At 66.1% G+C, this 20368-nt stretch carries 19 protein-coding genes; 5 read left to right on the top strand and 14 right to left on the bottom strand.

The features are described 5' to 3' along the window. Positions 1 to 10: 10 nt before the first annotated feature. From C0R46_RS04555 to C0R46_RS04505, 11 genes are all read right to left on the bottom strand, one after another. Entirely contained in the window at positions 11 to 853 is an 843-nt protein-coding gene (locus C0R46_RS04555; RefSeq protein WP_102958349.1) for a hypothetical protein, read from the bottom strand. 271 nt (positions 854 to 1124) lie between these two features. Then, positions 1125 to 1502, bottom strand: a complete 378-nt coding sequence (gene sufA, locus C0R46_RS04550; protein ID WP_102958348.1) for a Fe-S cluster assembly scaffold SufA — start codon at positions 1500 to 1502, stop codon at positions 1125 to 1127. 82 nt (positions 1503 to 1584) lie between these two features. Continuing rightward, the gene (locus C0R46_RS04545; RefSeq protein WP_102958347.1) at positions 1585 to 2016 is read right to left on the bottom strand and encodes a VOC family protein; all 432 of its coding nucleotides are present in this window, start codon (positions 2014 to 2016) and stop codon (positions 1585 to 1587) included. Continuing rightward, positions 2016 to 2432 (bottom strand): SUF system Fe-S cluster assembly protein, encoded by a 417-nt coding sequence (locus C0R46_RS04540; protein ID WP_102958346.1) that lies wholly within the window; start codon positions 2430 to 2432, stop codon positions 2016 to 2018. The genes C0R46_RS04545 and C0R46_RS04540 overlap by 1 nt, the downstream gene beginning before the upstream one ends. Before the next feature lie 19 nt (positions 2433 to 2451). Beyond that, the gene (locus C0R46_RS04535; RefSeq protein ID WP_102958345.1) at positions 2452 to 3702 is read right to left on the bottom strand and encodes a cysteine desulfurase; all 1251 of its coding nucleotides are present in this window, start codon (positions 3700 to 3702) and stop codon (positions 2452 to 2454) included. After that, positions 3692 to 4090 carry a VOC family protein gene (locus C0R46_RS04530; protein WP_102958344.1) on the bottom strand — a complete coding sequence of 133 codons (399 nt, stop codon included), beginning with the start codon at positions 4088 to 4090 and terminating at the stop codon, positions 3692 to 3694. The genes C0R46_RS04535 and C0R46_RS04530 overlap by 11 nt, the downstream gene beginning before the upstream one ends. Positions 4091 to 4100: 10 nt before the next feature. Continuing rightward, positions 4101 to 5366, bottom strand: a complete 1266-nt coding sequence (sufD, locus tag C0R46_RS04525) for a Fe-S cluster assembly protein SufD (protein ID WP_102958343.1) — start codon at positions 5364 to 5366, stop codon at positions 4101 to 4103. A gap of 3 nt (positions 5367 to 5369) precedes the next feature. Next, on the bottom strand, positions 5370 to 6125 hold the full coding sequence (gene sufC, locus C0R46_RS04520; RefSeq protein ID WP_102958342.1) for a Fe-S cluster assembly ATPase SufC: 756 nt from the start codon (positions 6123 to 6125) through the stop codon (positions 5370 to 5372). Between the two features lie 20 nt (positions 6126 to 6145). Then, a complete protein-coding gene (locus C0R46_RS04515; RefSeq protein ID WP_102958341.1) occupies positions 6146 to 6571 on the bottom strand; it encodes a GFA family protein in 426 nt (141 codons plus the stop codon). After that, positions 6568 to 8088 (bottom strand): Fe-S cluster assembly protein SufB, encoded by a 1521-nt coding sequence (gene sufB, locus C0R46_RS04510; protein WP_102958340.1) that lies wholly within the window; start codon positions 8086 to 8088, stop codon positions 6568 to 6570. Before sufB ends, C0R46_RS04515 begins: the two co-directional genes overlap by 4 nt. Positions 8089 to 8218: 130 nt before the next feature. Next, the gene (locus C0R46_RS04505) at positions 8219 to 9412 is read right to left on the bottom strand and encodes a cysteine desulfurase family protein (RefSeq protein WP_102958339.1); all 1194 of its coding nucleotides are present in this window, start codon (positions 9410 to 9412) and stop codon (positions 8219 to 8221) included. A gap of 189 nt (positions 9413 to 9601) precedes the next feature. On the opposite strand from C0R46_RS04505, the gene C0R46_RS04500 reads away from it, so the two are divergent. After that, a complete protein-coding gene (locus C0R46_RS04500) occupies positions 9602 to 10276 on the top strand; it encodes an alpha/beta hydrolase (RefSeq protein WP_102958338.1) in 675 nt (224 codons plus the stop codon). On the opposite strand, the gene C0R46_RS04495 is transcribed toward C0R46_RS04500, so the two are convergent. Then, positions 10269 to 11405 (bottom strand): anhydro-N-acetylmuramic acid kinase, encoded by a 1137-nt coding sequence (locus C0R46_RS04495; protein ID WP_280952994.1) that lies wholly within the window; start codon positions 11403 to 11405, stop codon positions 10269 to 10271. The two genes, C0R46_RS04500 and C0R46_RS04495, sit on opposite strands and share 8 nt — an antisense overlap. 123 nt (positions 11406 to 11528) lie before the next feature. Here C0R46_RS04495 and tyrS point away from each other — a divergent pair, with 123 nt between their 5' ends. Continuing rightward, the gene (gene tyrS, locus C0R46_RS04490) at positions 11529 to 12785 is read left to right on the top strand and encodes a tyrosine--tRNA ligase (RefSeq protein ID WP_102958336.1); all 1257 of its coding nucleotides are present in this window, start codon (positions 11529 to 11531) and stop codon (positions 12783 to 12785) included. A 44-nt stretch (positions 12786 to 12829) separates the two neighbouring features. Here the strand turns inward: tyrS and C0R46_RS04485 are convergent, their stop codons facing one another. Further along, positions 12830 to 16078, bottom strand: a complete 3249-nt coding sequence (locus C0R46_RS04485; protein ID WP_102958335.1) for a hypothetical protein — start codon at positions 16076 to 16078, stop codon at positions 12830 to 12832. A 236-nt stretch (positions 16079 to 16314) separates the two neighbouring features. Here C0R46_RS04485 and C0R46_RS04480 point away from each other — a divergent pair, with 236 nt between their 5' ends. The 3 genes from C0R46_RS04480 to C0R46_RS04470 all read left to right on the top strand — a co-directional run bounded on the left by C0R46_RS04480 (position 16315) and on the right by C0R46_RS04470 (position 19076). Then, on the top strand, positions 16315 to 16788 hold the full coding sequence (locus tag C0R46_RS04480) for a peroxiredoxin (RefSeq protein WP_102958334.1): 474 nt from the start codon (positions 16315 to 16317) through the stop codon (positions 16786 to 16788). Beyond that, a complete protein-coding gene (locus C0R46_RS04475; protein WP_102958333.1) occupies positions 16785 to 17639 on the top strand; it encodes a ferritin-like domain-containing protein in 855 nt (284 codons plus the stop codon). The genes C0R46_RS04480 and C0R46_RS04475 overlap by 4 nt, the downstream gene beginning before the upstream one ends. 114 nt (positions 17640 to 17753) lie before the next feature. Continuing rightward, on the top strand, positions 17754 to 19076 hold the full coding sequence (locus tag C0R46_RS04470; protein ID WP_102958332.1) for a M23 family metallopeptidase: 1323 nt from the start codon (positions 17754 to 17756) through the stop codon (positions 19074 to 19076). A gap of 54 nt (positions 19077 to 19130) precedes the next feature. On the opposite strand, the gene prfB is transcribed toward C0R46_RS04470, so the two are convergent. After that, positions 19131 to 20262, bottom strand: a protein-coding gene (gene prfB, locus C0R46_RS04465; protein WP_102958331.1) for a peptide chain release factor 2 whose coding sequence is annotated in 2 segments (ribosomal slippage) — positions 19131 to 20192 and positions 20194 to 20262 — 1131 coding nt in all. Because the reading frame shifts where the segments join, the coding sequence is not laid out codon by codon here. Positions 20263 to 20368 lie beyond the last annotated feature (106 nt).

Below are 20368 nucleotides of genomic sequence, written 5' to 3'. Positions count from 1 at the left end.
ACGCGTTGGTTCAGCCGCCGATGAGCTTGCAGAGCTGGACGAGGTTCCAGTCATAGCTGCTGCTGTCCGACAGGATTGAGCCGCAGCGACGCCGCATCTTGATCTGATCGGTCTGGCTCATGCCGTTGAAGGCAGCGAGCATCGCATTCCTGCTGCGGGGCGCGCCAGCCGCCGTACCTGGCGCGCTGCTGCCTGGGCGACCCGTCGTGCCGATGCCCGTTCCGACACCATTGCCTGTGACGCCGGCGCCGGCACCGACGCCGCCTGATCCGATCCCGACGCCGACGCCAGCATCGACGCCTTGCGAACCTCCGATGGACGTTCCGACATTGGCATTGATGCCGCTCTCACCGCCCACAGAGGCGCCGACCCCGGCGCTGACACCGCGAGAACCGCCGATCGAAGCGCTCACGCCCGTGCCGATGCCGCTGGAGCCGCCGACCGAAGCACCAACGCCTGCATTCACGCCGCGGGACCCTCCGAGCGAAGCACCTACACCCGCGTTAGTACCGCGCGATCCGCCGAGCGAAGCGCCCACTCCAGCGTTGGTACCACGCGAGCCGCCGACGGAAGCTCCGACGCCTGCCCCCAAGCCACTGCGACCGGCCGTGGACGCTCCGACCCCCGCGCTGATGCCACCGCGTCCGCCGACGGATGCGCCAGCGCCTGCACTGAGGCCGCCTCCGCTACGGCTGCCGCCGGTGGAGGCGCCGGCACCGGCACCGATTCCGCCACCCCCACGGCCGCCACCGATCCCGCCGCCGAGATCGAGGGCATTGGACGGGGCTGCCATCCCGATCATCAGCACAGTTGCCGAGGCGATGGTGACGAAGATATTCGACTGTGAAGACATGTGAATTCCTCCGTTGGGGCAGCAAAGGAATTGCTACCGTTTGCAGAGGAAATGACGAGCGCTCTACCTGGTTCGGCAGAGCGCGCTGCTGTTCGAATCGATCGTTTAAAGAAGATTAATACTTCGCAATCCGAATATGCAGGACAGAGCACATGACTGCTATTCGCCCGCGTGCGTGGCTACGCGGCCGCGCGTCGCGTCTCCTGCCCTCACAAAACCCGCAAGCTTGGTCGACGCGCCTGACCCGCTCAGAGGCCCGTCCGTAGCCGTTTCAGGCGGGTTGGCGCTGCGTGGCGGCAGGATCAGCCGGACGAAGCTCGACGGATTCACCGCAGCCGCAGGCCGAGGTCTGGTTCGGGTTGTTGAACACGAAGCCAGAGCGCAGAACCGTCTGCTCGTAGTCCATCTGCGTTCCCAGGAGGAACAGCACGGCTTCGGGCGCGACAAAGACCCGCGCGCCGTCGCGCTCGATCACGTCCTCGCCCGGCTTCGCCTCGGATGCGAGGTCGATCGTATATTCCATGCCGGCGCAGCCGCCCTTCTTCACCCCGACACGGATGCCGGCCGCCTCGCCGTCACGCGCGGCGACGATGTCGCGCACGCGCTCCGCAGCGGCGTCGGTCATGGTCATGATGGCGAAACGGCCCATGGACGTAACCCTTCGAATATTCCGAAGCCGAAGATGGCTGTTGTAGCCACCCGCAGCAAGAGAGGAGAACCGCGCCGGAGCGTCAACTGTTCGGCCACAGGCCCGGCGTCGCCAACTCGACCACGTGGCTATCGTGATCGCGAACATAGAGGCTGGTGCCGCCTCGCGGCCACCGCACTTCGCTCTCGATCGCGATGCCGGCATCGCCAAAGCGACGGCGCCACGCCGGCAGGCTGTCCGCGGGCACCGAGAATGCGACATGCATCTGGCCCGACGCATCATGCGCTGGAATGCTGCCCCCAGGCGTGTCTATCGCCTCGGTGGCACTGCCGCGCAGGAACAGGATCAGCACCGAACGCGGCCCGAGATCGTAGACGGTGATCCGGTCTTCGTGCATCAGAGGCTTCAGCTGCAGGACGTCCTCGTAGAAGGGCCGCGCTGCCTCCATGTCGGCGACATAGAGGCAGGTTTCGAGAACGCCCTCGATCACCGCCTGTGCCGCCGCGTCCGCCATCAGAACCAGCCGACGGCGACCTGCGCCTCTTCGCTCATCCGGTCCGGCGTCCAAGGGGGATCGAAGACGAGCTCCACCTTCACATGTCCGACACCGTCGACGCTGCCCACCGCATTTTCGACCCAGCCCGGCATCTCGCCGGCGACGGGGCAACCGGGCGCCGTCAGCGTCATCTCGATGTCGACGCTGCGGTCGTCCTCGATGTTGATCTTGTAGATCAGGCCCAGCTCGTAGATATCGGCCGGAATTTCAGGGTCGTAGACGGTCTTCAGCGCGGAGATGATGTCGTCGGTCATCCGCGACAGCTCGTCGGCGGGGATGGTGGACCCGCCCCCGCCGGCCATGGCGATGTTGGCTGCAGCGGTGGAGTCGGACGTTTCGGCCGTCGCCGGCGCCGTTGTCAGATCGTCTGTCATCTAGCTTGATCCTCGATCTTCAGGCGAAGAATCGCCTTGCCTTCTCCAGCGCCTCGGCCAGCCGATCGACCTCTTCCAGCGTATTATACATGGCAAAGGACGCACGGCATGTGGACGTCGCACCGAAGCGCTTCAAGAGCGGCTGCGCGCAATGGGTGCCCGCGCGGACCGCCACGCCCTCCCGGTCGATCACCATGGATACGTCGTGAGCGTGGATGCCTTCGAGATCGAAGGAGACAATGGCGCCCTTGCCTGGCGCCGTTCCGTAGATGCGCAGCGAATTGACCTCGCGAAGCCGTTCCTGCGCATAGGTCAGCAGGGATGCCTCATGCGCGGCGATCGCGTCGCGGCCGATGGCCGTCATGTAGTCGATCGCCGCGGCGAGTCCGATCGCCTGCACGATCGGCGGTGTGCCCGCCTCGAAACGATGCGGCGGTGCATTGTAGGTGACGATATCCTCCGTCACCTCGACGATCATTTCGCCACCACCGTTGAAGGGCCGCATGCGCTCCAGCATGGCGCGCTTGCCGTAGAGGACTCCGATGCCGGTCGGACCATAGAGCTTGTGGCCCGTGACGACGTAGAAGTCGCAGCCGAGATCCTGCACGTCGACCGGCAGATGCACGGCGCCCTGGCTGCCATCGACGAGCACGGGGATGCCGCGCGCATGCGCCAGAGCAACCACCTCCTTCACCGGTGTCACGGTGCCGGTCACGTTCGACATATGCGTCATGGCGACGAGCTTCGTGCGCGGCGTGAAGGCGCGTTCGAAGGCCTCGGCACTGATCGAGCCATCCTCCTCCACCGGCACGAAGACGAGCTTGGCGCCCTGCCGTTCGCGGATGAAGTGCCAGGGGATGATGTTGGAGTGATGCTCCATGATCGTCAGGACGATCTCGTCGCCCTCGCCGATCTCCGGCATGCCGTAGCCATAGGCCACGAGATTGATCGCCTCCGTCGCCGAACGGGTGAAGACGATCTCCTCGTCCGACGCCGCATTCAGGAAGCGCGCGATCGTCGAGCGGGCCTTCTCGAAGGCATCCGTGGCTCGGTTCGAGAGGTAGTGCAGGCCGCGATGGACGTTGGCGTAATCCTGCGAATAGCCGGCCTGGATGGCGTCCAACACGGCCTGCGGCTTCTGCGCCGATGCACCGCTGTCGAGATAAACGAGCGGCTTGCCGTAGACCTGCGTCGTTAGGATCGGAAAGTCGCGGCGCACGGCTTCGACATCGTAGGCGCCGACGGGCTTCGGGGCCGTTTCAGCGGTCATAGGATATGAACTCCAGCAGCGATCCATCGGGATCGCGGAAATAGACGCTCCGGCCGGTGCCGGCCGCGCCGTTGCGTTCGACCGGCCCGAGTTCAATCGCAATGCCGCAGCGTTTCAGATGCGCCACCGCTCCGTCGATCGGGCCGCTCCAGCGGAAGCACAGATCGCTGTTGCCCGGCATCACCGGGTGCTTCGCGACCGGATCCGGTTTGGCTCCGGGGCCGTGGCAGTTCAACTGCTGGTCGCCGAAGCGCAGGGCAAATCCGACCTTCGCCGGAATGACCTTGGCGCCGAGCACCTCTGTGTAGAAGCGCTCCGAGCGCTGCCAGTCCGACAGGTGGATCACGCAGTGATCGAGCGTCACCTTCGGACGGGAAGCCTCCTCCATCGCCGGCGGCCTACTGCTCCAGCCAAGCGTCGATGCGTGCTTCCAGCGCCTCGACCGCCGCTTCGTGCTCGATCTCCTCGACGACCTCGCGCACGAAGGCCTTCACCAGCAGCGCACGAGCGGCCTCCAGCGGAATGCCGCGTGACATCAGGTAGAACAGGTGATCGGCGTTGATCTCGCCGGCCGTCGCGCCGTGCCCGCATTGCACGTCGTCGGCGAAGATCTCGAGCTCGGGCTTGGCCGAGAAGTCGCCGTCATCCGACAGGAGCAGCGTGTTGCAGGCCATGCGAGCGTCGGTCTTCTGCGCGCCCTTCGACACCTTGATCATGCCCTGGAAGACGCCGTGCCCGCCGGTGACCACGTTGCGGAACGTCTCGGTGGAGGTCGTGTTCGGCACGGTGTGGTTCAGCGTCGTCGTGACGTCGACATGCTGACTGCCGCGCAGAAGGTTGACGCCGCGGATCTGAATGTCGGCGCCTTCGCCAAGCGTCTCGGCGTGCACTTCCATACGCACGAGAGCGCCGCCGGCATTGAGGACGAACAGGCGGAACAAGGCGTCCTTGCCGATCGTGACGTTGAGCTGCCCCAGATGTGTCTCGCGCTCGCCCTTCTCCTGATCGATGATCCACAGCACCTCGGCACCGTCGCCGATGGCGAGGTTCGCGATTCCTGTCGACAGAGCGCCCGCCGCACCGGCGGAGAGCCGTTCGACGAACACGGCCTTACTGCCTGCGCCGACGTCGCAGATGGCGAATCCGCGGTCACCGTTGTCCAGCGGCTCGGCACGAAGCTCGATCGCATGCTCGACATCGGTGTTGGCTGTGACCGAAACGTGCGTGGCCGTCGCGCCGAAGGCAGCGCCCACGAGGCGGATGGTGTCGACATCGCGGTCGAGGTGGTTGACCACCTCGTGCCAGTCCGGCATCGCGCCAGAGCGCGAGATGGCGACTCCGGCGGGCAGGCTCGCCGGCGGCGTGGCCGTCGCGCCGAGATCGACCACCGTGCTGCCCGGAAGCAGCGGCGATAGAAAGCTCGGCTCCGACGTCGGCAGGACCGCGTCGATGATCTTGCCGATGAGGCCACGCTGGGTCCCGCCGACCAGCGTGCGCAGGTCGGTATAATGCCAAGCCTCGATCCGGCGATGCGGCAGGCCATCACGGCGCAGTGTCGCGATGGCGTTGCGCCTGGTCTCGTCGCCTTCGGCGAGCCCGGACTCGGCGCTGGCGATCAGAGCTTCTTCGGGAGGCGTCAGCCGACGCAGCTGATGGACGGTCATGGCTCAGGCCGCCTCGCTGATGATCTGAGCGTAGCCCTCGTTCTCGAGCTGCAGCGCGAGTGACTTGTCGCCCGAGCGGATGATGCGGCCCTTGTAGAGGACGTGGACCGTATCCGGCACGATGTGCTCGAGAAGGCGCTGGTAGTGGGTGATGACGAGGTAGGAGCGGTCGGGCGAGCGCAGTGCGTTGACGCCGTCGGAGACGATCTTCAGCGCGTCGATGTCGAGGCCCGAATCCGTCTCGTCCATGACGCAGAGCTTGGGCTCCAGCAGCGCCATCTGCAGGATCTCGGCGCGTTTCTTCTCGCCGCCGGAGAAGCCGACATTGAGCGGGCGCTTCAGCATCTCGGTATCGATCTTCAGGTCGGCGGCGGACGCCTTGACGCGCCGCATGAAGTCCGGCGTCGTCAGCTCGGCCTCGCCGCGCGCCTTGCGCTGCGCGTTCACCGCCGTCTTCAGGAAGGTCATGGTAGCGACGCCCGGAATTTCCAGCGGGTACTGAAAGGCCAGGAAGATGCCGGAGGCGGCGCGCTCGGCCGGATCCATCTCCAGGATCGACTCGCCGTTGTAGAGGATGTCGCCCTCGGTCACCTCGTAGTCCTCGCGGCCTGCGAGGATGTAGGAGAGCGTCGACTTGCCGGAGCCGTTCGGCCCCATGATCGCGGCGACCTCGCCGGGGCGGACCGTCAGGTCGACGCCACGCAGGATCTCGGTCTCGGTGTCCGCGACGCGCGCGTGAAGGTTCTTGATTTCGAGCATCGGTCTCTCGTCAGTACGGGTCAGACAGCCGCACGGGGCTGCGTATCGAATTGCTGGCACCCGTCCGGGAAATGCGCCCAGGCAGGCGCGGAGGTCCGGAACAGGATCATCTGCGGGGCGAAGAAGGATGTGTCGTCGAAAGCGCCGATGCGCACGGCTGTGTAGGCGGCGCCCTCCACCTCGGCCGTGAGCACATTGGCGCAGATGCGGCAGAAACGGTGCGACACCTCGTTGCCGGCATCGGACCGGCGCCGGAAGATGCCGACATCGCCCGACAGGAGCTCAACGGAATCGTCCGGCAGGACGACGCTGTTCGTCGGCCCGCCGCCAGTTTCCTTCTGACATTCCGTGCACCAGCACTGGGGCATGGCGACGATCGCGCCACGCGCCCGCAAACGCACGGCGCCGCAGGCGCAGCCGCCCTCGGCGTCGATAACACCGCTCATCCGACAGAGCCTTCGAGGCTGATGCCGATGAGCTTCTGCGCCTCGACGGCGAACTCCATCGGCAGCTGCTGGATGACGTCACGCACGAAGCCGTTGACGATGAGGGCGACGGCCTCCTCCTCCGGGATGCCGCGCTGCATGCAGTAGAAGAGCTGATCCTCGGAGATCTTCGAGGTCGTCGCCTCGTGCTCGAACTGCGCCGTCGCGTTCTTCGCCTCGATATAGGGAACGGTGTGCGCGCCGCACTCCTCGCCGATCAGGAGCGAGTCGCACTGGGTGAAGTTGCGGGCATTGGTGGCGCGGCGGTTCGCCGTCACCTGGCCGCGATAGGTGTTGTTGGACTGGCCGGCCGAGATGCCCTTGGAGATGATGCGGCTCGACGTGTTCTTGCCGAGGTGGATCATCTTGGTGCCCGAATCGATCTGCTGACGGCCATTCGAAACGGCGATCGAGTAGAACTCGCCGCGCGAATTGTCGCCGCGCAGGATGCAGGACGGGTACTTCCAGGTAATCGCGGAGCCTGTCTCCACCTGCGTCCAGGAGATCTTGGCATTGCGACCACGGCAGTCACCGCGCTTGGTGACGAAGTTGTAGATGCCGCCCTTGCCATCCTTGTCGCCGGGATACCAGTTCTGGACGGTCGAGTACTTGATCTCGGCGTCGTCCAGCGCGATCAGCTCGACGACGGCCGCATGCAGCTGGTTCTCGTCGCGCTGCGGCGCGGTGCAGCCCTCGAGATAGGAGACGTAGGATCCCTTGTCGGCGATGATCAGAGTGCGCTCGAACTGGCCGGTGTTGCGCTCGTTGATCCGAAAATAGGTCGACAGCTCCATCGGGCAGCGCACGCCCGGCGGCACGTAGACGAAGGAGCCGTCGGTGAAGACCGCCGAGTTCATCGTCGCGAAGAAGTTGTCCGTCACCGGAACGACCGTGCCGAGATACTGGCGCACCAGATCCGGATGCTCGCGGATCGCCTCGGAGATCGGCATGAAGATGACGCCAGCCTTCTCCAGCTCCTTGCGGAAGGTGGTGGCGACGGACACCGAGTCGAACACGGCGTCCACTGCGACGCGGCCGCTCGGTGCCGGCAGGCGGTCGTCGTCCTCGGTGACGTGCTCGCCCTGCGGCTTGAGGACGCCGGCGAGAATCTCCTGCTCCTTCAGCGGGATACCGAGCTTCTCATAGGTGCGCAGGATTTCGGGATCGACCTCGTCCAGCGACTTCGGGCCGGACATCGATTTCGGCGCGGCGTAGTAGTGGATGTCCTGGAAGTCGATGGCCGGGTAGTCGAGGCGCGCCCAGGACGGGTTCTCCATCGTCTTCCAGCGTTCGAAGGCGTCAAGCCGCCACTGGAGCATCCACTCCGGTTCGTTCTTCTTGGCCGAGATCAGGCGGATCGTGGTCTCGTCGAGCCCCTTCGGGGCGACGTCCATCTCGATGAGCGTCTCGAATCCATACTTGTATTGATCGACATCAATGCGCCGAACCTGATCGATGGTTTCCTGGACCGCAGGCATATGACACTCTCCATCCTCGCCGGGTTCAAAGTCCGGGGGTGTGGCGACGCGCGCCCGCACGGGCGCTCGTCTGGAATGAATATAAGTGACGGCGAGTCAAGTTTCACGTGGCGCCGCCACCTCGAAACCGTCAGGCCGCTGCCCCGGCCGTCGGCGCATGGGCGGACCGCGCAACGATCGAGGCGTAGACCTCCACGGCGCGGTCGATTTCGTGCTGCTCCGTCTCGTAGCCGAAGCTGATGCGGATTGCACCCTCGCCCGGCTCGATCCTGCTTCCCGCCGCATGCATGGCGGAGAGGACATGGCTCGGGCCGACCTTGCCGGACGTGCAGGCCGAACCCGCAGAGACGGCGATCCCATTCAGGTCAAAGGCGATCTGCGCCGTCTCGGCGCGCAGATGGGGATGGGCGATCAAGACGGTGTTGGGAAGGCGCGGCGCGCCGGCACCGATGATCGATGCGCTCGGCACCGCGGCGGCCAGCCGCCGCTCCAGATGCTGGCGCAGCGCCAAAAGATGCCCCGCTCCGCCTTGGAGCTGTTCCAGTGCCACGCGGGCTGCCGCGCCGAAGCCGGCGATCGCGGGCACCGCCTCCGTGCCGGCACGGCGGCGGCGCTCCTGACCGCCACCGGTGACGAGTGGTGCCGGCAGCAGCGTTGAGCGGCGCGTAACGATCGCCCCGATTCCGGCGGGACCGCCGATCTTATGGGCCGAAAGGATCAGCGCGTCCGCGCCAAGCTCGTCGACGTCGACCGGGATGCGTCCGGCGGCCTGCGCCGCGTCGATGACGAGGAGGACGCGGCGGTCGACCAGCCTTTCACGGATCGCAGCGACAGGCTGGATGACGCCGGTCTCGCTGTTGGCGAGGCCGACGGCCAGCATCGCGTCGCCGCCGCCACCGACGGGCAGATCCGCCAACCAGGCTTGGAGCGCGCTCAGGTCGACGGCGCCGTCGGCCGTCACCGGCAAACGCGTCACGGCAGCGGCCGTAAAGCGTCCGCCTTCGCGAAAGGCCGGATGGTCGGTGTCGAGAACAGCCAGATGCGTTACGGCCCGCCCGCGCCCTTCGTCGAGCCACAGCGGCGACAGGCATGTCGAAGCCGCCTCGCTGGCACCACCCGTAAAGACGACGCAGTCGGCCTGCGCACCCACCAGGGCGGCAACGTCGGCACGGGCGCCCTCCACGATCGAACGGGCGCGACGTCCTTCCGCGTGGACGGAGGACGGATTGCCGCCGACATCCAGCGCCTCGACCATGGCCGCGCGCGCGGCCGCGACGAGCGGGGCACTGGCATTGTGATCGAGATAGATCCGCTGGCCGGTCACGTCATTCCTCGCTGCCGCCGTCTCGCGGGCACGCGCAAATTCCTTGAATTTGCGGCCCTCCCGAGACTACATAGCGCCTTCGGTTCCAGCTCAACTTTTGAACAGTTCTAAACTGAAAATCTAAGAGGCCGTGTGTTTCGCGTCAAGGCGCGGCTGCGGTCATCCGCTGGCCTCAACAGGAAGACCACCATGCCCGAAGTCATCTTCACCGGTCCAGCCGGACGCCTCGAAGGGCGCTACCAGGCCGCCAAGGAGAAGAACGCCCCAATCGCCATCGTGTTGCATCCGCACCCGCGGTTCGGCGGCACGATGAACAACCAGATCGTCTACCGGCTGTTCTACATGTTCGTGGAGCGCGGTTTCACGACACTGCGCTTCAACTTCCGCGGCATCGGCCGCAGCCAGGGTGAGTTCGACCATGGCGCCGGCGAGCTGTCAGACGCCGCGGCGGCGCTCGACTGGGTTCAGAGCCTTCATCCCGATTCCAAGCATTGCTGGGTTGCCGGCTACTCCTTCGGCGCCTGGATCGGCATGCAGCTGCTGATGCGCCGGCCGGAGATCGAGGGCTTCCTGTCGATCTCGCCGCAGCCGAACTCCTACGACTTCTCGTTCCTGGCGCCCTGCCCGTCCTCCGGGCTGATCATCCATGGCGACAAGGACCGGGTGGCGCCGCCGAAGGACGTACAGACGCTGGTCGACAAGCTGAAGACGCAGAAGGGCATCCTGATCACGCAGAAGACGCTGGAAGGCGCCAACCACTTCTACTCCGAACATTCCGACGAGCTGCTCGGCGAATGCTCCGACTATCTCGACCGGCGGCTCGCCGGCGAGCTCGCCGACCCGCGCCCCAAGCGCCTCAAGTAGCCGGCAGTGCCAGCACGCCGCCATTCGCCGGCGTGCTGCACCCCGTCGTGGTCGGAAAGGTGAGCGGCAGATCCGCCTGCGAGCGGACGGCGAGATAGGCCCAGGCCTCCGCCTCCATCGCATCGCCGTCGAGGCTGGCGGCCTCGGCCGCGATCACCGATGCGCCGGCGCGTGCTGCGCCGCTGGCAAGGTCGGCCATGATGACGGGATGGCGGCGCCCGCCCCCGCAGATGATCCAGAGTTTCGGCGGCTTCAGTAGATGCTCGGTCGCCTTCAGGATCGCTTCCGCCGTGACGAAGCAGAGCGTACGCGCAACGTCCTCCAGTGATCCTTCATCCGGACCTGGAACGGAGAAGTCGAATCGGTCCAGCGACTTCGGCGCAGGCTTTGCCAGGAAGGGCGAGCCGAGATATCGCTCCGCCAGAGCGTCGAGGATCTGACCCTTGCTCGCGGTCTCCCCATCCTGATCGAAGGGGAGGCCGGCTTCCCGCTCCATCCACTGGTCGATCAGCGCATTGCCGGGGCCGCTGTCGAAGGCCACCGGATCGGCATCGGGCTCGACATAGGTGATGTTGGAGATGCCGCCGACATTCACGAACACCACCGGCGTCATCCGGTACGGTTCAGGCAGCGAGCGGGCGAGAGCCGCATGATAGGCTGGCACCAGCGGTGCGCCCTGCCCGCCCGCCCGCATGTCGCCCGCCCGCATGTCGTAGACGACGGGCAGACCGACAGCGCCGGCGAGGCGCGCGCCGTCGCCGAGCTGGACCGTCAGCGCCTGATCCGGACGATGCAGCACTGTCTGGCCATGGAAGCCGACGAGGTCGATGCTTTCGCGGGAGGTACCTGTCTCCGCGAGGAACCGTTCGACTACACCGGCGTGGAGATCGGTCAGGTCCTGCTCGATCGCGGCGAGGTCGCCGGGCCGGCCTGACCGTTCCTCGATCGTCTTCGCCGTCTCCAGCGCAGCGGAGAGCCGCTGGCGAAATCCTGCCTCGTACGGGTAAACGCGCGATGGTCCCCGCCGTACGATCGACTGGCCGTCCGTGTCGAGAAGCGCGACGTCGATGCCGTCGAGCGATGTTCCGCTCATCAGGCCGACGGCGCGGCGAAGCCTTGGTTCAGTCACGTCCGGGCCCTCGATCCGAATTCACCAGGGCAGAATGCTTCCACCTCGGTATGAAAGGTCTTAAACGGCTCCCGAGCACACGCCCCCATGCGTCAGCCAAGATCCCGCATCAGGACAACATCCATGACCCGGTTCAAGTCCGATTTCCTCCGCACGCTCGACGAGCGCGGCTTCATCCACCAGACCTCCGACGATCAGGGGCTGGACGAGCTGTTCCGGACGGAGACGGTACCGGGCTATATCGGCTTCGACCCCACGGCGACGAGCCTGCATGTGGGTTCGCTGATCCAGATCATGATGCTGCACTGGATGCAGCAGACGGGCCACAAGCCGATCGCGCTGATGGGCGGTGGCACCGGCATGATCGGCGATCCGTCCTTCAAGGACGAGGCACGCAAGCTGCTGACGCCGGAGGGCATCGAGAGCAATCTTGCCGGCATCCGCCAAGCGTTTGCACCCTATCTCACTTTCGGCGACGGACCCACCGACGCGCTGATGGTCAACAATGCCGACTGGCTGCTCGGCATCAACTATGTCGAGTTCCTGCGTGATGTCGGCCGCCACTTCTCGGTCAACCGGATGCTGTCCTTCGATTCGGTGAAGCTGCGGCTGGACCGCGAGCAGTCGCTTAGCTTCCTCGAATTCAACTACATGATCCTGCAGGCCTACGACTTCGTCGAGCTGAACCGCCGCTACGGCGTGCGGCTGCAGATGGGCGGTTCGGACCAGTGGGGCAACATCGTCAACGGCATCGATCTCGGGCACCGGCTTGGCACGCCGCAGCTCTTCGCCCTCACCTCGCCGCTGCTGACGACGGCCTCCGGCGCCAAGATGGGCAAGTCGGCGAACGGCGCCGTCTGGCTCAACGCGGACATGCTGAGCCCCTACGATTTCTGGCAGTACTGGCGGAACACCGAGGATGCCGATGTCGGCCGCTTCCTGAAGCTCTACACGACACTCCCGCTCGACGAGATCGCGCGGCTGGAGGCGCTCGGCGGCGCCGAGATCAATGAGGCCAAGAAGCTCCTGGCTAACGAGGTGACCGCTCTCCTGCACGGCCGTGCCGCAGCGGAGACCGCCGCCGAGACGGCGCGCAAGACCTTCGAGGAAGGCGCGCTTGCCGAGGATCTGCCGACCATCGCCGTGCCGGCGGCGCAGCTCTCCGCCGGGGTCGGACTGCTGACGCTGATCGTCGAGGCGGGATTGGCGGCCTCCAATGGCGAGGCGCGCCGGCATGTGAAGGGGGGCGCGGTCCGCGTCAACGACGAGGCCGTGGCGGACGAGCGGCGGCAGCTCGGCGATGGCGATCTAACCGATGCCGGTGTGATCAAGCTGTCGCTCGGCCGCAAGAAGCACGTCTTGGTGCGCCCCGCCGGCTGAGCCTGGCGAATCCAGCGGCCGGCAAGCGCAGCGTTCCGTCGCGATCAGTACGAAAAGATGCGCCGGAAGATGCCAGGCGCGATGGCCGAAATCGGGTTGATCGACAGGGCTGGCGAGGCGAACTCGCCGGTCAGGCGGTAGGTGATGCCGATCAGGCCGCCTTCGTTGCCGTTGCCGAGAATTTCGCCGACGAGTGGGATCGCGCCGAAGATGCGGTTGATGCCATAGGCCGGCATGAACGATCCGGCGATGTCGATGCGGTTGCGCGCATCCCAGAGCACGCCTTCGAAGCTCGAGCCGAAGACCGGTCCGCGGAGGATGCCCTCGTCGATGCGCAGGCTCTTGGCCTCGTAACGCAGCCGCGCCTCCGCCGTGTCGAAGAAGGCCCTCTCCGCCTGCAGGTCGCGGCCCACACGCGCCGAAAGCGTCTGGCCGCCCGACGGGCTCGAGCCGACGAGGTTCGACAGCCGCGGCTCATCGATCAGCGTGAAGTCATGCAGTACGAGTGTCCCGGCATAGGCGCCATGCGGCGCGCCGGTCAGCTGAAGCGCGGCGTTGCCGCCCTTCATGCGCTCGTAGAGGCCGGCAAAGCCAAGGAGCGCGCCGGCATCCGCCGCCGTAACCGTGACAGAGCGCCCGTTGCCCCGGGGCGAGATATCGGCGGTCACGGCTGCGCCGCCCGACGTTGTGGCCGATCCTGACAAGGCTGCAACACCCTCGGCGCCGCCGGCATAGTTCAGGCTGAAATTGCGCAGCTCTTGCCGCGAGAAGCCGACCACCGAGTCCAGCGCGACCGTCACATCGACCTGACGCTTGCTCCCCGACCCTTCTGCGGTCGTTCCCGCGATGTCGCGGCGCAGATCGCTGAGGAATGGTCGGGCATCGTAGCGCCCGCCTTTCACGTTGATGATGTAGCCGTTGGAGACACGCTCCAGCGTCAGCGCGACGTCGTCGCCAGGGTTGAGCGTCAGCTTGCCGATCGACGCCGTCTTCAGTCCCGAGCCGTCGAGCTCCGCCGATCCGACCGCGGCAAAGCCGTTGCCATCGAGCCGCATGTCCTTGAGAAGAAAGCCGTCGCCGGAGGGCACGAGGTCGAGCGCCAGCGAGGCCGCGATGCCGCTGCCCTTGGTCCAGCCGACCCAAGGAAGCGACAGCTTGGCCGCCGTCAGATCGACCTTGGCACCGAAGCCGGTCTCGTTACGCGTCAGCTCCGCCTTGACGGGACCGGCGACGACATCCTCCAGCAGGGGCAGAAGGCTGCGCATCTGCGTGGCGGACAATTCGACGCCGACGGTCAGCGAGCGCGCGCCCGTCGGATGCGGCTGAAGCGGCTCGGCGAAGGCGATCGTGGCGGGCAGATCATCGACCTTGCCCGTCAAGTCGCCGACCGCCATTCCCGGAGCCGCGCTGATCGTGCCGGTCAGATCGTTCAGGCGACGTCCCTCCACCGGCTTGCGGAGCGTCAGGCCATCGAGGTCGGCAATGACAGACCAGGCCTTGACCTCGTCACCCTTGGCGACCTGATCGCCCAGCAGAAAGGTCGCGCCGACCGCCGCCTTCACCTGTCCCGTCGCATCGCCCGGAGCGAAGTTGAGCCGTTCGCGCAGGCCGATCGGCTGTGCGGAGGCAGCACCAAGGAGCTGGTCGACATCGCCGGACAGGTTGAGCGAAACCTCGCCGGAGATCTCCGGTCCGGCGCCAGGCATGGCCGTCAGCGAGAGCGTGGATGGCTCGACCGCGATCTTGTCGAAGCCGGCGATGCCGGCCTTGTCGAGCGTGAGCGTCGTCTGCGGGCCACTGGTGTGCAGGGCGCCGGATGCCCGAACGAAGTCCGGCAGCGCACCAAAAGCACCAAAGGCACCGTCCCTGAAGCCGAGATCGAGTTGCAGCTCATCCGACGTCGGATCGGCTGCTTCGTCGAGAATGGCCGCAAAGCGCTCGCGCGTGACCTGGAAGCGCAGCGAAGCGGACGGGATGATTCCGCCATCGCGCAGGTTGCGGATGGTCCAGCCGCGGGTTTCGCTGCTCAGCATGTGCGGCCAGAAGGCCTTCAGCGACATGGTGTCGAGATCGGTGGCCGCAAAGTTGATGCTGGTGAGCGACTGGGGCGTCGCAAGGCTGACGACGGCGCGGCCGAGCAGCGAGCCCTTTGGCAGTTCCATTGCCACCCGGTCGAGCCGAAGCTCCTGCAGGCTCGAGTCGGTGCTGCCCTCGATGCTGAGAACGGCCGTCCGCGTCTGACCGGCAGGCTGGCCGACGGCCGAAGTCAGATCGGGCGATGTCAGGGCCAGCGCATAGCCGTTGCCGGAGGTCTGCGTCAGTGTTCCGGACAGGCTGCCCTGCAGGTCTTTGAAGGCGAAGCGGCTCGGCTCAACGGTGATCGTCGGATCGCCCTCGCTGTGCCGAAGCGTGAGAGCGACGGTGTCGATGATCGTCGTGTCGGGACCCAGCACGAAACGTCCGCTGCCGAGCTCCGAACGCAGCGTCACGGTCCGCTTCGAGGTCTCAGGGTCGGACCGCAGCGCGAGCCCCATGCGGAACGGTGCATCCAGCACCCAAGGCCGATCCGCCCCGGAGGGCGTCCCCGCCGCCGATGCTCGGCGAAAGGCTTCGAGCGTCACGGCGCTCAGTCTATGGCTGGTTTGATCGAGATCGGCAGAGCCGGAAATGACGGTCGTCGCCGATGGCGCGACCACACGTGCGTTCAGGCTCATGCCGCCATCGTCGTCATGCCGCACGAGCGTCGCGCCCGCGAGGGTCAGATCCGGCTGCCCCGCAAGACGCGCGTCGTCGATCTCGACGCTGTCGATGTCGAGCGCGCTCAAGGTGACGAACTGCCGGTCGACGTTGGCGACGGCTTCATCGATGGCGGCTGGCAGCATCGGCATGGGATCGTCGCGCTTTGCGAGCCATCCGAGCACGACGGGATCGACGGAGAGGCCCGTGACCTTCAGCTTCTCGAATTTGAGGTCACCGGAAAGGAGCGGCAGCAGGCGGAGCCCGACCGCGACCGTCTTAGCCTGTGCGACCGATCGAGCGTCGGCGGCATCGACAATGGCAACGTTCTGGAAGGCCAGCGCCAGCGTGCCGCCGCTGAGCGTCAGGCTCTGATCGGACAGGGTGGCGCGCAATCCCGGCCCGAGCAGCTGGCCCGCGAGTTCCTCCGTCTGTGCCTGGATGAGATCGCGTCCCGACTGTGTGCCGATGGCGAGAACGAGCAGCCCGCCGGCCAGAAGGACGATGAGGATGACGAGGCTGCCGAAGCCGGCAAGGAGGCGGAGAGCAGGCCGCATCAGGGCCACGCGCCGCCGATGGCAGACGGACTGGCATTGCGGCTGGGCGAAAGGCGCGGCTGTTCCGCCGGCGGCCCTTCGCCCGCGACCTGGCCGCAGCGCCGATCGTTGAAAATGTCGCGAATCGTGCCTAATCCGAGCAGCGGAAGTCGTGGATCGTCGGAGCGTCGCACCGTGCCGCGCCTGCGACCGCTCCAGCGTAAGATGCCGCTGCAATTTGCCGAAAGGATGACGCCATGTCCACGCTGACCGAGGGAAGCGCTTTCCCGCCCTTTTCGCTTGCCGATGACCGTGGCGGCACGGTCTCCCTGGACAGCCTGAAGGGCAAGCCCTTCGTCGTCTACTTCTATCCCAAGGACGATACGAGCGGCTGCACGCTGGAGGCGATCGAGTTCACCGCTCTTGCCGCGGATTACGCGGCCGCCGGAGTGCCGGTGTTCGGCGTCTCTCCCGATCCGGTGAAGAAGCACTGCAAGTTCCGCGAGAAGCACGGCCTGTCAGTCGAACTCCTGTCGGATGAAGGCCATACGCTGCTCGAACCTGCAGGCGTCTGGGTCGAGAAGAGCATGTATGGTCGCAAATATATGGGTGTCGAGCGCACGACCGCCCTCGTCGGCCGCGACGGGATCGTCTTGCGCGTGTGGGAGAAGGTGAAAGTGCCGGAGCATGCCCGCGAAGTGCTGGAGGCGGCTCGGAAGCTGACCGCATGACGATCACCGGACCAGGCGCGGGCGAGAGCCGTTTCGCGCCGCCAGCCTCGAGCCTGCGCGGCGCGGCGATCGCCGCCTTGAAGGCAGCCGATCTCGACGAGAAGGTCGCCCTGACGCAGGAGGCCGGCCGCCGCTGGTTCGGCCGCACCATCGGCCTCCACTCCCCGCGCGATGCCGCCCTACCGATGCGGCCAGGACGCCCCGAGCGCCCGCTGCTCGTCTCGCCGCGAACGGTCAAGCGGCGCTCCGTCCACACGGTGGAAGGACGAATCGCCCTGATCCACGCGCTCGCCCATATCGAGCTGAACGCCATCGATCTTGCGCTCGACATCGTCGCGCGATTCGCGACCCAGCCGGTGCCGCGCTCCTTCTTCGACGGCTGGATGACGGTCGCCCTGGAGGAGGCCAAGCATTTCGGTCTCCTGTCCCGCCGGCTCGAAAGCCTCTCCTCGCATTACGGCGCCCTGCCTGCCCATGACGGGCTCTGGCAGGCGGTGGAGGCAACCGCCGACGACCTTGGCGCCCGCCTCGCCATCGTGCCGCTGATCCTGGAGGCGCGCGGCCTCGACGTCACTCCCTCGCTCCTGGAAAAGCTGCGCGGCGTCGGTGACGAGGAGACGGCTGCGATCCTGGAGATCATCTACGAGGACGAAAAGGGCCATGTCGCCATCGGTGCGAAGTGGTTCCGCTTCCTCTGCGCCCGCGAAAACCGCGCGCCCGCAGAACGATTTCAGGAGCTTGTGCGCCGCTGCTTCCGCGGTGAGGTCAAGGCGCCCTTCAACGACCGCGCCCGGTCGGAAGCCGGCCTGACGCCAACATTCTACAGGGCACTCTCGTCACTCTCGAGCTGAGCTCAAAGCAAGGAAGAGCAGGTTAACCGCCGGAGCGATTTGTTAACCTTAACCGGTTCTAATCCAGCCGCTGACAGATGTTCTGGGAGTCTGTCAAAGGCAGCGGGACGGATAATGGGCCCTTCGCAGCACGATCGCACGTTCGGTAAGCGGACCGTTCCGCATACCGTCATCATCGCGCGCGGCGAGAAGGTCCGGCACTTCACCGTCAGCACCTTCGCGCTCATTGCCGCCTCCGCGATGCTGACACTCGGCGTCGGCGGCGGCATCGTGGCTGCCATCGGAACCTTCAGCGGCAGCACAGTCGTCGTGGGCAGCGCGCCAACCGAGGTGCGCCTCGCCTATGAACAGCGGATTGCCTCGCTGCGCTCGCAGCTTGACCGGCTCACCAGCCGGCAGCTGATCGACCAGCAGCTCGTCGAGACCAAGGTTGACGTTCTGCTCGACCAGCAGGAAGAGCTGTCCGCGCGATACGACAAGCTGCGCCCTCTCCTCGATCGCGTCCGTTCGGCCGGCCTGCTGCCGGCGGCCGTGCCCGTGCCGCAGCAGAAGCCGGAGGATGCCGGCAGCACGATGCGGTCGGGTGGTGCCGACACCGGCGTTGAAGCGCTCGGATTCGCGCCTGCGGCGGACCGGTCGGCGCTGCGGCGCTTCGATCTCGTCGACCCCGGTCACGGCACTCGACCAACCGAACTGAACCCGAACTCTTCGGCAACGTCGGGCAATACGCCGGCCAAACGCGTCTCCGAATCGATGATCCGCGACATCGGTCGCTCCATTGACGTAGCCGAGCTGCAGCAGATCGTTCACCTCAACGCGCTGGCCGAGCACGCCCGCAGCAGCGCCGACGAGATCACCACGACACTTCGCTCGGCGGGCATCCGGCTGTCGTCGGTTGATTCCGACAGCGGCACGGGCGGTCCCTACGAGCCGGTGCCGCAGGGCTATGACTTTGAGGCGAGCTACGCGATGCTCGATCAGGCGCTCGACCAGCTGCAGAGTGTCAAGGCGACGGCCCAAAGCCTGCCGCTGCAGGCGCCGCTCAAGACCGAAGTGGTTAGCAGCTCGTTCGGCGTGCGCTCCGACCCGTTTCTCGGCCGCAGCGCCTTCCATGCGGGCATCGACTTCGTCGCCGGCAATGGCACCTCCGCTACCGCCACGGCGGCCGGCACGGTCATCTCGGCCGGACGGTCCGGCGGCTACGGCAACATGGTCGAAATCGACCATGGCAACGGCTTCACGACCCGCTACGGGCACCTCTCCGGCATTGCAGTTACCGTCGGCGAGACGGTGAAGGCCGGCGATACGATCGGCTATACCGGTTCGACGGGACGGAGCACCGGACCGCATCTCCATTACGAGGTCCGACGCAACGGCGAGGCCATCGATCCGGCCAGCTTTCTGAAGGCGGGGCACAAGATCAGCGCGCTCGGCTGAGGCGGCGCTGATCGAAGGACTGCGGGCGCAACATCGCCGCGCCCGCAGGAGAGTCTATTCGACGTCCTCGATCACCTTGTCGGCGCTGCCGTGGATGCGCTGCGACAGCGCCGCTTCCATGAACTCGCCGATCTCGCCGTCCAGCACGTCCTGCGGGGATGTGCTTTCGACGCCGGTGCGCAGATCCTTCACCAGCTGATAGGGCTGCAGCACGTAGGAGCGGATCTGGTGGCCCCAGCCGATATCGGTCTTCGATGCGGCTTCGGCGTTGGCCGCCTCCTCACGCTTCTGCAGCTCCGCTTCGTAAAGACGCGCTCGCAGCATGTCCCAAGCGATCGCCCGGTTCTGGTGCTGAGAGCGCCCCTGCTGGCAGGCGACTGCAATGCCGGTCGGGATGTGCGTGATGCGGACTGCGGAGTCCGTGGTGTTGACGTGCTGGCCGCCCGCGCCCGATGACCGGTATGTGTCGATCCGGCAATCGGATTCGTTGATGACGATGTTGATCGTGTCATCAACCACCGGGTAGACCCACACCGAAGCGAAGGAGGTGTGCCGCCGCGCCTGGCTGTCGTAGGGCGAGATACGCACCAGGCGGTGCACGCCCGATTCGGTCTTCATCCACCCATAGGCATTGTGGCCCTTGAGCAGCAGCGTCGCCGACTTGATGCCGGCCTCTTCGCCGGAGTGCTCCTCTAGAAGCTCGACCTTCATCTTCGAGCGCTCCGCCCAGCGCATATACATGCGCAGCAGCATCTGCGCCCAGTCCTGGCTCTCGGTGCCGCCGGCACCCGAGTGAACCTCGACATAGGTGTCGTTGCTGTCGGCCTCGCCGGACAGGAGCGTCTCGATCTGGCGCTTGGCGACGTCCGCCCGCATGCCGCGGATGGCGTCCTCGGCATCAGAGATGATGCCTTGGTCCTTCTCCTCCTCGCCCATGGCGATGAGTTCGATGTTGTCGGCCAAGCCCTGTTCCAGCCGATTGATCGCCGATATGGCATCATCGAGCTGCTGACGCTCGCGCATCAGCTTCTGGGCCTCGTCCGGATTGTTCCAGATCGAGGCGTCTTCGGCCTTGGCGTTCAGTTCCTGAAGGCGTCTGAGGGAGCGATCCCAGTCAAAGATGCCTCCTCAGCAGGCTTATGGCCTGCTTGGTCTCGTCGACAATCGTTTCGATTTCGGCTCGCACGCCGTCATCCTCGCTGCTTGAACATGGAAAGGTCGGTTCACCCACAGGCAGGTCATGCCAGTGGGAATGCCGGGTCGAGATAATGCTCTATCCGGCGCCGGTCTTA

Origin of the sequence: Mangrovicella endophytica (assembly GCF_002893625.1) — a bacterium.
Classification (GTDB): Bacteria; Pseudomonadota; Alphaproteobacteria; order Rhizobiales; family Rhizobiaceae; genus Mangrovicella; species Mangrovicella endophytica.
The sequence above is the reverse complement of the archived record's forward strand: the minus strand, read 5'-3'. Positions and strand labels throughout refer to the sequence as shown.